Origin of the sequence: Kocuria sp., from assembly GCF_030530945.1 — a bacterium.
GTDB lineage: Bacteria > Actinomycetota > Actinomycetes > Actinomycetales > Micrococcaceae > Kocuria.
The window spans coordinates 55,351-66,736 of record NZ_JAUMTZ010000011.1 but is presented as its reverse complement, the minus strand read 5'-3'; the positions used below and the strand labels follow the sequence as shown (position 1 = coordinate 66,736).

Below are 11,386 nucleotides of genomic sequence, written 5' to 3'. Positions count from 1 at the left end.
GGTTGAACCCGCGACCTCCTGGACCACAACCAGGCGCTCTGCCGACTGAGCTACGCCCACCATGTGCCCTGCTAAGACCTTTTGGGTCCGCCGGGCAACGACGACCACTATAGCGCACCGGAGGCGGTTGTCCCGCATCCGCCCGGGTGTCTCCTCCACGGGGTGGGAGCTGGGCACCCGTGGGCCCAGCCGTGGCCGCGCGCGGCTGGCTGGCGCCGGCCCGCTCCGGGCAGCGCCGAAATCCTCAGTGCGCGGTGCGGGTGGGGGAGGCCTGGATGAGCGCGGCGACCTTGCGGGCGTCGTCGGAGGTGGGGCCCGGATCCCCGGGGAAGAGGATGTGGCGGTAGTAGCGCAGCTCGTCGATCGAGTCCTCGATGTCCCCCAGGGCGCGGTGGTTGCCGGTCTTCTCGGGGGCCTGGAAGTAGGCGCGCGGGTACCAGCGGCGGGCGAGCTCCTTGATGGTGGAGACGTCGATCACCCGGTAGTGCAGGTGCTCCACCAGCTCCGGCATGTCCCGCGCCAGGAACGTCCGGTCCGTTCCCACCGAGTTCCCTCCCAGGGGCGCCTTCCCGGGTTCCGGGACCCACTCCCGGATGTATTCGAGCACCTGGGCCTGCGCGTGGGCCATGTCCGTCCCGGACTCCAGCTCCGGCAGCAGCCCGGAGTTCTCGTGCATGGTGCGCACGAAGTCGCCCATCTGCTCGAGCGCCTCCTGCGGGGGCTTGATCACCACGTCCACGCCGCTGCCCAGGACGTTCAGCTCGTCATCGGTCACGAGCGCGGCCACTTCGATCAACGCGTCCTCGGACAGGGAGAGCCCCGTCATCTCGCAGTCGATCCACACGATTCTCTGGTTTCCAGTCGTCACCTCCCCAATCTATCGTGTCGTCGATCAGGAGGGCCGCGCCCCGTCCACCTGCACCCCGGGTGCGCACGGCGCCGCACGATAGGATCGGCCCCGGTGCCGCCCCCTCCACCGGCGGCCCCGCCCGGCTCGCCGCACGGCGGTCCGGGAACCACACCACCGGGAGGACAGTCGTGCCCATCACGTCCAGGACGGACCGCGGGACGACGCCGCCCGCGCGGCCCGTCGACGCCCCCGGGCCTCCGACGTCGTCCGCCCTGCCGCGCACGGTGGCACTGGGCGCGCTGGGGTCGGTGGCGGTGTTCCTGGGGTCCCTGGGGGTGGGATGGCTCGCTAGCGTCTCCGCGCTGCGGCGCGTCCCCCTGATCATGTGGATGCGCTTCGACACCCTGGGGGTGCTCGTGGCCATTACCCTGCTGGCGCTGGGCTCCATGCTCCTGGTGCGGCAGTGGCTGCGGCTCGGCCAGGAGCTGCGGCCGTGGGGCCCGGGCAGCGCACGGTGGGTGCTGATCGCGATCGCCGCCTGGTCTACGCCCATGCTCGTGAGCGTTCCGCTGTTCAGCCGGGACGTGTACTCATACATCGGCCAGGGCCGCGTGATGGCCAGCGGGCTCAACCCCTACGAGTCCGGCGTCTCGGCGATCGACAACTTCTTCCAGCTCGGGGCGGACCAGCTGTGGGCCCAGTCCCCGCCGCCCTACGGGCCGGTGTTCCTGTGGATCGAGCAGCTCGTGGTGACCCTCACCGGCACCCAGCCGGACTTCTCCGTGCTGCTCTTCCGCGCCCTGTGCGTGCTCTCGGTCCTCGCGTGCATGTGGGTCGTGCCACGCCTGGCGCGGCTGCACGGGGTGAACCCCCGCCGCGCGCTGTGGCTGAGCGTGGCCAACCCGCTGTTCCTCACCAACTTCCTGGTGGCCGCCCACAACGACGCCGTCATGCTGGCCCTGGCCCTGCTCGGCACCTACGCGGCGGCCGTGCGGCGCAACTGGAGGGGAGGGCTGCTCGGCACCACGCTGGTCACGCTGTCCGTGGCCATCAAGCCCATCACCCTGGTGTTCCTGCCGTTCGTGGGGCTGCTGTGGGCCGGGCGGGACGCCTCCTGGCCGCGCAGGTTCGTGGTGTGGGGCCTCACGCTCGCGTACTCCGTGACGCTGCTGGGGATCATGGGCGCGGTCAGCGGCTTCGGCTTCGGCTGGGTCTCGGCGGTGTCCACACCGGGTTCGGTCTACATCTGGTACGCGCCCATCGGCCTGCTCGGGCTCTTCGTCCAGCTCCTCGTCTCCTCATGGGGGCTGGACGGTGCTGCGGCCATGAAGGCGGTGCACAGCCTGGGCACCGCCCTCGCCGCGTGCGTGACGGTGGTGCTGATGTTCGTGGGGCGCGACTCCCGGATCTTCCGCCGCCTCGCGTGGGCCATGGCCGCGTTCGTGCTCCTGGCGCCCATCATTCAGGCCTGGTACGTGGTGTGGCTCATCCCCCTGTTCGCGGTCACGGGCATCCGCGACGACTGGCAGGCGGACGTGCTGCTCTTCGTCACCGGCTTCTTCACGGTGTACGCGGTCGCGGACCAGCTCGACATCTTTCCCTACCTGAACCTGGACCTCCTCGCCGCGAGGGTCATCTCCGCTCTGCTCGCGCTGACCTTCGGGGTGTACCTGTGGGTGCTGGACCCGAGCACCCGTCGCCTCCGTCGGCGCCCCGCCCCGCGGGGGTCCCGGGCCCCGGTGCTGTAGCGGACGACGTCGCCCGCGCCCGTCCCGCGCGGGTGGTGCGGCCCCCGGCCGCCCACCGTCCCGGCTCCTGCGGACCCAGCCCGCCTCCTGCGGTCCTGGACCGCGGGTGCGGGCCTCCAGCGCGCAGCGACCGGGGGCCCCGCTTCCGTGGGAAGCGGGGCCACCGGTGTCGTGCGGGGTGCGGCTCAGACGCCGTAGTAGAGCTGGAACTCCAGGGGGTGGGGAACCAGCGAGAGCGGCTTGAGCTCGAACTCGCGCTTGTACTCGATCCAGGACTCGATCAGGTCCTCGGTGAACACGTCACCGGCCAGCAGGAACTCGTGGTCCTCCTCGAGGGCCTGCAGGGCCTCCTCCAGGCTGGCGGGGGCCTTCTTGATGTCCTTGGCCTCCTCGGGGGGGAGCTCGTAGAGGTCCTTGTCCACCGGGTCAGCGGGCTCGATGCGGTTGCGGATCCCGTCCAGGCCCGCCATGAGCTGCGCGGAGAAGGCCAGGTAGGGGTTGCAGGAGGGGTCCGGGGCGCGGAACTCCAGGCGCTTTGCCTTGGGGTTGGTGCCCGTGATCGGGATCCGGATCCCCGCCGAGCGGTTGCCCTGCGAGTAGACCATGTTCACGGGGGCCTCGAAGCCCTTCACCAGGCGGCGGTACGAGTTCACCGTGGGGTTGGTGAACGCCAGCACGGCGGAGGAGTGCTCCAGCAGACCGCCGATGTACCAGCGGGCCAGGTCCGAGAGACCGGCGTAGCCCTTCTCGTCGTAGAACAGCGGCTCCCCGCCCTTCCACAGCGACTGGTGGCAGTGCATGCCGGAGCCGTTGTCGTCGAAGACCGGCTTGGGCATGAACGTGACGGTCTTGCCGAACGCGTCCGCGGTGTTCTTGATGACGTACTTGAACTTCAGCAGGTCGTCCGCGGCGGCGGTCATGGTGGAGAACTTGTAGTTGATCTCTGCCTGACCGGAGGCACCCACCTCGTGGTGGGAGCGCTCCACCTCGAGCCCCACGTCGTCCAGGGCCACGCACATGGCGTCGCGCAGGTCCACCTGCTTGTCCACGGGGGAGACCGGGAAGTAGCCACCCTTCAGGGCGGTCTTGTTCGCCAGGTTGCCGCCCTCTTCCTTGCGGCCGGTGTTCCAGGGGGCCTCCTCGGAGTCCAGCTTGTAGAAGGTGGACTCCGGGCGGACCTGGAAGCGGGCGTCGTCGAACACGAAGAACTCGGCCTCGGACGCGAAGTTCGCGGTGTCCGCGATGCCGGTGGAGGCCAGGTAGGCCTCGGCGCGCTCCGCCACGCCACGGGGGTCGCGGTGGTAGGGCTCACCGGTGCGGGGGTTCACGATGGAGCACGTGACCACCAGGGTCTTCTCCACGCGGAAGGGGTCCACGAAGGCGGACTGCGGGTCCGGGATCAGCTGCATGTCGGACTCGGCGATGCCCTGGAAGCCGCGGATCGAGGACCCGTCGAAGAGCTGGCCGTCCGTGAAGAAGTCCTCGTCCACCGCCTTGGCGGGCAGGTTGAAGTGCTGCTGCACCCCGGGCATGTCGGTGAAGCGCAGATCGACGAAGACCACGTCTTCGTCCTTGAGGAACGCCAGAACTTCTTCGGCTGATTGGAACATGGACCTGTTCTCCTTCTGTGTGGGCGTCCGGTCGACGCCGCGGCGCACCTCGGGGTTCGGGGTGCCGCGGTCGTCCGGTTCTGGTGTCCAGCGTAGGAACCCGGCGTTGCCCGGCCGTCACGCGTGTGTTTCGCGCGTGTAACGAAAACCGGGCGACGTCCTTGACCGGTGCGGTGCACGGACCAGTCTAGCGAGGACGCCCGGGGCCCCTGGTGCCGCCCGATAGGCTGGGACCATGATTTCTCGCCAGGACATGGGCTCGTGGCTCGACGGTGCACCGCAGGAGCGGGACCGCTACCCCGGTCGACGCCTGGGCCGCCCGCCGCAGGGGCCCGGGTCCGTGGCGCGCTTCCCCGCGCGCGTGGTGGCTCTGCTCGTGGACTGGGCACTGAGCGTTCTCGTGGCCTCCGTGTTCCTGAGCGCGTGGAACGGCTCGGGGCTCATGAACCTTGCGGTGTTCTTCGCGCTCAGCGCCCTCATGGTGGGGTTCTTCGGGCGCACCCCGGGACACTGGCTGCTGGGGCTGCAGGTGCAGACAATGGACGGCCGCCCCGCCGGGTTCGGCAGGGCGGCCGTCAGGTCGCTGCTGGTGTGCCTGGTGGTCCCGCCCCTCGTGGTGGACGAGGACCAGCGCGGGCTCCACGACCGCGCCGTGGACACGGTCCTGGTGCGGGTGCGCTGAGCGCACCCGTGGGGGCTCAGCGTCCGCGCATGCCCTTGCGGTCCGGGCGGGCCCGTGTGGGGTCCACGCCCTTGGGGATCGGCAGGCGGTTCTGCAGGCTGCCCATGCGGCGGTACACCACCTGCACCTCCTCCTTGGTGAGCTTGTTCTCCAGCCCACGCATCTGCTTGGCGAGCTTGTTCAGGGGCACCTGGCCCTCGCCGTTGCCGGACTTGACCACGTGGATCGGCACGTTCTTGAGGGCGGGGCCGATGCGGCGGCGCTCCCGCGTGACGAGCTTGTCCACGCGGTTCACGGGACCCTCGGTGATGAACACCACGCCGGGGCGGCCCACCGCGCGGAAGAGCAGGTCCTTGGACTTGGGGTCCATGGCGGCGGGCTCCTCCTCCACGATCCACCCGCGCTTGAGGGTGGACAGCGCGGCGCCGGCGGCACCGGGCTGGCCCTCGATCCGGGAGAACGCGGCCCGTTCCGCCCGGCGGGAGAGCAGGATCACGGCGGCCAGCACCGCGAACGGGATGCCGATGAGCAGCCACGTGATCCAGTTGCCCAGGGCCACCCCGATAAGCAGGAAGACGAGCAGCACGCCCAGACCCAGCAGGATCATCCACCACAGGATGTTCGGCTCCCGCTCGCGGGTCATCTGGAAGACCTGCTTCATCTGCGCGAACACGCCGGGCCCCTTGGCGGCCTTGCTCTGGCGCTTCTCCTCGCGTTTGCGGTCGCGCTCGACGGCCTTGGCCTTGGTGGACGTGGCTGGTGACACGGTCATTCCTCGCAGTCGGTGTCGGGGTTCGCGGTCATTCTAGCCGCTTGCGGGGCCCGTCCGGGGTGGGTGCACGGCTCCCGCGGCGCGCCCCGGACGCGGACGACGCCGCCCGGAAGCGGGCGGCGTCGTCGGGGTGGCGGGCGGTGTCAGCTCAGGCGGGCCAGCAGGGAGGAGGCCTCCTGGGTGGCGGAACCGGAGTCGTCGATGTGCGCCAGGTGCTCGGGGATCTCGCGACCCATCGCCTTCATGGCCCGGGCCCAGAGCTTGCCGGCCCGGTAGCTGGAGCGGACCATGGGCCCGGCCATCACACCCAGGAAGCCGATCTCCTCGGCGGCCTTGGACAGCTCCACGAAGGTCTCGGGCTTCACCCAGCGGTCGATGGGGTGGAACGTGGGGCCCGGGCGCAGGTACTGCGTGAGCGTGATGATGTCGCACCCGGCGTCGTGGAGGTCGCACAGGGCCTCGTAGACCTCGTCGTCCGTCTCGCCCATGCCCAGGATCAGGTTGGACTTCACGATCATCCCGTTGTCCTTGCCCTGCGTGAGCACGTCCAGGGAGCGCTCGTACGCGAAGGCCGGGCGGATCTGCTTGAAGATCCGCGGCACGGTCTCGAGGTTGTGGGCGAAGACCTCGGGCTGGGCGTCGATGACCTGCTGCAGGGCGTCGGGCTGGCCCTTGAAGTCCGGGATGAGGATCTCCACGCCGGTGCTGGGGTTCATGGCGTGGATCGCGCGGATGGTCTCCGCGTTGAGCCAGGCACCGCCGTCCGCGAGGTCGTCACGGGCCACGGAGGTCACGGTGGCGTAGCGCAGGCCGAGGTCGCGCACGGACTCCGCCACCTTGCGGGGCTCCGCCACGTCCACCATGCCGGGCTTGCCGGTGGCGATGTCGCAGAAGTCGCAGCGCCGGGTGCAGGTGTCCCCGCCGATCAGGAACGTGGCCTCACGGTCCTCCCAGCACTCGTAGATGTTGGGGCAGCCCGCCTCCTCGCACACGGTGTGCAGTCCGCGGCCGCGGGCCATGGACTTCAGCTCCGTGAACTGGGGGCCCATCTTGGCGGTGTTCTTCAGCCACGAGGGCTTCTTCTCGATGGGGACCTCGGCGTTGCGCGCCTCGACGCGCAGCAGCTTGCGGCCCTCGGGTGCGATGGTCATGCGTTCTCCTCGCTGGTGGCGCTGACAGTGCCCGCTCCCGCGGTGCGCGGGTCCGGGCCATGACGAATCTGTGGCCGCGGCCGGCTCAGGGGGCCGCGGTCGGAACGGGTGCTCCGGAGCTGCCGGTGTCCCGGCTCCGGGTCGTGCGCACGGGGGCCGCCGGTGTCTCCGGCTCGAAGGGCACGCACAGGTCGTTCTCGCGGGCGGAGAGCTCCTGCTCCATACGCTCCACAACGTCCGCGGGGTCGATCCGATTCCCGGTCTCCTGGCTGATGGAGGTCACCCCGGCGTCGGTGATGCCGCACGGGATGATCTTGCCGAACGGGCGCAGGTCGTTGGAGCAGTTCAGCGCGAAGCCGTGCATGGTGGCCCGCTTGGAGACCTGCACGCCGATGGCGGAGATCTTGCGGTCCGGGCCGCGCTCGTCCGCGAGCACCCACGCCCCGGAACGACCCTCCACGGTGGTGGCGGGCACCCCGAAGTCGCGGACCACGGCGATGATGACCTCCTCGAGGACGCGCACGAAGCGCACCACGTCCAGGGGGATGGGCAGCCGCACGATGGGATATCCCACGAGCATTCCCGGCCCGTGGTAGGTGAGCTTGCCGCCCCGGCCGATGGGCACCACCTCCGTGCCGTCCCACGGGTACTCGTGCTCCTCGGTCCTGCGACCGGCGGTGTACACGGGGTCGTGCTCGACCATGAGGACGGTGTTGCCGCGGGTCCCCGCCACGACCTCCTGGTGGACCTGCCGCTGCAGGTCCAGGCACTCGCGGTAGTTGACGAGGTCTGGCGCCAGACCGATGCGTTCGAAGTGCAGAGCCATCCGGCCAGCCTATCCCTTCCGGCACCCTGTGGATAACGTGAGCAGGAGCTGCCGTCACACGGCACAGTGGTGCCATGCGCCACGATCACACACCGCCCTCCGCGGAGCCCGGCACCGTCCCCGGCACGGCTCCCGGCACCGTCCTGGGCACGGGCGGCGCCGGTACCGGGCCGATCCCCGGCGGGCCACGACGACGCCGCTCCGCCGACGAGCGCGTGCGGGCCGCCCGCGCCGTCCCCGAGCGGGACCGTGGGCAGCTCACGGGGAACGCCCCCGCGGATGCACCCGTACCGCCCGGTCCGGGCCCGGTCCGCTCCGAGCCGCCCGGAGACGCAGAGCCGCAGGAGACCCGCGGGGCGGGGAACCCGGATGCGGCCACCCACGAGGCCGGCCTGGAGCTGGTGGCCCGGCTGGGGGAGGGGGACGGGACCCGCACGTGGCTCGCCAGGGAGCGCAGCACCCGCGAGGAGTTCACGGTGACGTTCGCGGTGAGCGAGGACCCGGAGCGGCGTCGTGGGCTGCAGCGGCAGTTCACCGATCTCGTGGCCGGCTGCTCGTGCATCACCCCGTCCCACCTGGTCAGTGTGCGGGCCACCCTGGGGGAGCAGGGGCGTGCCGAGGCCCTCGTCACCGACCACGTGGCGGCCCGCTCGCTGGCGGAGCGGATGCGCACCGAGGGGCGGCTCGCCCCGCAGGACGTGGCACCCGTGCTGCGCGCGGTGGCCCGCGCCCTGGCCGAGCTGCACGAGCACGGCTGGGTGCACGCCCGCCTGAGCCCGCAGCACGTGCTGCTCACCGAGGACGGACGGGTGCTGGTGGACGGGTACGGGGCGCCCTCCGGCGCGGACGGTCCCGGCCCGGCATGGGGTCTGGGAGAGCGTGACCACGCCGAGGGACCGGAGCCAGCAGCCGGAGCACCCGATTCCACCCCCGTGCTGCCTGCAGAGCCACCCACCGCGGCCGCGGACGTCTACGCGCTGGGCGTGCTCGGGTGGCGTGCCCTCACGGGGCGCCGCCCCGGACCGGACTCCCACCGCGTGCCCCTCACCCTGATGTGCCCCACGGCACCGCGGCCGCTCGTGCTCATGCTGGAGGCCGCGCTCGCCGACGACCCCGCATCCCGGCCCTCGGCCCGCGAGCTCGCGGCCGGGCTCGACACCGCAGCACCGCCCCCGCGGCCCGCGCGGCGGCCCCCCGAGCGCATGACGCCCGAGGTGATCCGCGCCGACGGCACGGTGGAGCGCTCCAGGCGCCTGCGGCGCGCCCGCGCGGAACGTGGCCACTCGCGGCAGTCCCGGCGTCCGCAGCTCCGCCGTGCGGAGCGCAGCCGCCCTGGGACCGGCAGCACCACTGCCGCGTCCTCGGCAGGTGGGACATCGGCGCTCACGCTCGCACACCCGCCCCGCCGGGTGTGGCTGGTCCTGGGAGCGGGAGTGCTCGTGACGGCCGCGGTCTGGGGCGTGGCCCAGTGGCAGGACGGGGCCGGGTCCGCGGAGCAGGCCCCTGCGGCGTCGTCGACCTCCACGGACGGGTCAGGTGCCACGGCCGGGACCACTGGCGGGGAGCGCGCGGGCGACGACGCGTCCGGGGCCCGGGGCTCTGGCTCCCCGGCCCCGAGCGCCGGTGCCACGGATCGGGGCGGTGCCACCGCCGCACCGGGAGCACCCGGGGCGAGCATGGCAGACAGGGACCGCGAGGCGCAGCAGGCGGTGCGGGACCTGGTGGCGGCCCGTGCGGCGGCGCTCGCGGCGGGGGACGAGTCCGCCGTGGCGGCGGTGTACGTGCCGGGCTCACGCCTTGCCGCGCGTGACCAGGACCTGATCCGCCGGGCGGCCGAGCAGACGGCGGCGAATCCCGGGAGCTCCGCGTTCTCCGGGTTGAGCATGGAGACCACGTTCCTCGCCGAGGAGCGGCCGCGCGGGCAGCGGCTGTCCCCCGCCGAGGCGGCGCGCACGCGCACGTACCGGGCCGTGGTGCTCACCCGCGGCTGGCGCGGAACGCTGCCCTCAGGGTCGTCCGTGACGGGTGGCACCGAGGGCGCGAGGCAGGCACTGCGGATCTCGGTGGTCCAGACCCCGCAGGGGTGGCGTCTCGCGGACGTGACGCCCCTGCAGGCGGGCGGGTGACCCAGAGCCCGGAAAGAGCCGACCGGGCGGTGGACCCGGCGGCTGCGGTGTCAGAGTGCTGCGGCCGCGGGTGCTACGCCCAGAAGACGGCTACCGCCACGTTGATGAGCGCCATCCCGCCCACGGCGTGCGCCAGGCCGGTGGAGACCGGCTCGCCGCGCTGGGTCTTGCGCATGCCGATGAACGCGGCCACGAGCACCGCCAGCAGGATCACGATCTTCACCCCGATCTTGGCGAAGTTCAGGGCGTCGTGCTGGCCGATCATCTCGTAGTACCCCACCAGGCCGAGGCCGGTGAGGAGCATGAGGACCGCGGACCAGAACTGTGCGACCGTCACGGTCGGCCGCTTCATGGTGTAGATCCAGGTGCCCACGATGATGGCGACACCCACGAGGTGCAGGAACAGGAGGAGGTTGTGGAGGAAGAACATGCTTCGAGAATAGCCACCCCGAGCCGTTGGTGATCAGACGATGCGGCCACCGTTGCTGGAGAGAGGCGCGGCAAGCACGCCCGCGGTCCCTCCGGCGCAGTGCCGGCGGCGTCCGGTCAGAGGCCCACCTCGGACTCGAACTGACCGGCCTCGAGACGCTTCTTCAGGGTGCTGAGGAACCGGCCGGCGTCCGCGCCGTCCACCAGACGGTGATCGTAGGTCAGGGAGAGGTAGCACATGTGGCGGATGGCGATGGTGTCGTTGCCGTCCGCGTCCGTCATGACCATGGGCCGCTTCACGATGGAACCGGTGCCCAGGATGCCCACCTGCGGCTGGTTGATGATCGGCGTGTCGAACAGGGCGCCGAACGAGCCGATGTTGGTGATTGTGAACGTGCCGCCGGCCAGGGCGTCGGGAGAGATGCTGCCGTCCTTGGCCGCGCCGCCGAGCTCGGCGATCTGCTTGGCCAGACCGCCCAGGTTGAGGTCACCGGCGTTCTTGACCACCGGGACCAGCAGCCCGCGGGGGGTGTCCACGGCAATCGCGATGTCCTCGGAGGAGTTGTAGACGATCTCCTTCGAGTCCTCCTTGAACGTGGCGTTCAGGACCGGGTGGGCCTGCAGGGCCTCGGCGACGGCCTTGGCGAAGAAGGGCATGAAGGTGAGCTTCGCGCCCTCGCGCCTCTGGAACTGGTCCTTGGCCTTCTGCCGCAGCTGCGCCACGCGGGTCATGTCCACCTCGGTCACCTGGGTGAGCTGGGCGGAGACCTCGAGGGACTCCCGCATGCGCTTGGCGATGGTCATGCGGATGCGGGGCGCCTTCTCCGTGGTGCCGCGCTTGGCGTCCGGCGCCGGCGCGGCGGCCGGAGCGGACGCGGAGCCCTGACGGGAGACGGCCGGGGCCATGTCCGCGCCGGTGTCCTGGATGGCCGGGGCGGAGGAGGACGCCGACTGCTCGGCGGCGGCCAGGACGTCCTGCTTGCGGATGCGGCCACCCACGCCGGTGCCCGTGAGGGTGCTCAGGTCCACGTTCTTCTCGCGGGCCAGCTTGCGCACCAGCGGGGTCACGTAGCCGGCCACGTCCTTGCCACCTGCGGAGGCGGAGTCGTCGGAGGCGGACCCGGAGTCCTGGGACTTCGGGGCCTCGGCGTCCGCGGCCTCCGGGTCCTAGATCTCCCGCGGGTGGACTGAC

General features: G+C 71.5%; 9 protein-coding genes and 1 pseudogene. 3 read left to right on the top strand and 7 right to left on the bottom strand.

The genetic code is table 11. The annotated features are described in order from the left end of the window. Positions 1-244 precede the first annotated feature (244 nt). A complete protein-coding gene (orn, locus tag Q4A22_RS09810) occupies positions 245-868 on the bottom strand; it encodes an oligoribonuclease (RefSeq protein ID WP_303179039.1) in 624 nt (207 codons plus the stop codon). A 170-nt stretch (positions 869-1,038) separates the two neighbouring features. Between orn and mptB the strand changes: the two genes are divergently transcribed. Beyond that, positions 1,039-2,598, top strand: coding sequence for a polyprenol phosphomannose-dependent alpha 1,6 mannosyltransferase MptB (mptB, locus tag Q4A22_RS09805; protein ID WP_303179037.1), 1,560 nt, complete (start codon positions 1,039-1,041; stop codon positions 2,596-2,598). A 185-nt stretch (positions 2,599-2,783) separates the two neighbouring features. Here mptB and glnA read toward each other — a convergent pair whose 3' ends face one another. Beyond that, entirely contained in the window at positions 2,784-4,208 is a 1,425-nt protein-coding gene (glnA, locus tag Q4A22_RS09800; protein WP_303179035.1) for a type I glutamate--ammonia ligase, read from the bottom strand. Positions 4,209-4,443: 235 nt separating this feature from the next. Between glnA and Q4A22_RS09795 the strand changes: the two genes are divergently transcribed. After that, positions 4,444-4,890, top strand: a complete 447-nt coding sequence (locus tag Q4A22_RS09795) for an RDD family protein (protein ID WP_303179033.1) — start codon at positions 4,444-4,446, stop codon at positions 4,888-4,890. 16 nt (positions 4,891-4,906) lie between these two features. Here the strand turns inward: Q4A22_RS09795 and Q4A22_RS09790 are convergent, their stop codons facing one another. From Q4A22_RS09790 to lipB, 3 genes are all read right to left on the bottom strand, one after another. Then, positions 4,907-5,656, bottom strand: a complete 750-nt coding sequence (locus tag Q4A22_RS09790) for a DUF4191 domain-containing protein (protein WP_303179031.1) — start codon at positions 5,654-5,656, stop codon at positions 4,907-4,909. Positions 5,657-5,805: 149 nt separating this feature from the next. Continuing rightward, on the bottom strand, positions 5,806-6,813 hold the full coding sequence (gene lipA / locus Q4A22_RS09785; RefSeq protein WP_303179029.1) for a lipoyl synthase: 1,008 nt from the start codon (positions 6,811-6,813) through the stop codon (positions 5,806-5,808). An 85-nt stretch (positions 6,814-6,898) separates the two neighbouring features. After that, on the bottom strand, positions 6,899-7,639 hold the full coding sequence (gene lipB, locus Q4A22_RS09780) for a lipoyl(octanoyl) transferase LipB (RefSeq protein WP_303179027.1): 741 nt from the start codon (positions 7,637-7,639) through the stop codon (positions 6,899-6,901). Positions 7,640-7,713: 74 nt separating this feature from the next. Here lipB and Q4A22_RS09775 point away from each other — a divergent pair, with 74 nt between their 5' ends. Continuing rightward, positions 7,714-9,765 (top strand): protein kinase, encoded by a 2,052-nt coding sequence (locus Q4A22_RS09775; protein WP_303179026.1) that lies wholly within the window; start codon positions 7,714-7,716, stop codon positions 9,763-9,765. A gap of 73 nt (positions 9,766-9,838) precedes the next feature. On the opposite strand, the gene Q4A22_RS09770 is transcribed toward Q4A22_RS09775, so the two are convergent. Both Q4A22_RS09770 and sucB read right to left on the bottom strand, forming a co-directional pair. Next, complete coding sequence (locus Q4A22_RS09770) at positions 9,839-10,195, bottom strand: hypothetical protein (protein ID WP_303179025.1); 357 nt, start codon at positions 10,193-10,195, stop codon at positions 9,839-9,841. 116 nt (positions 10,196-10,311) lie between these two features. Beyond that, positions 10,312-11,358: pseudogene (gene sucB / locus Q4A22_RS09765) on the bottom strand (2-oxoglutarate dehydrogenase, E2 component, dihydrolipoamide succinyltransferase); the annotation flags it as partial. Positions 11,359-11,386 lie beyond the last annotated feature (28 nt).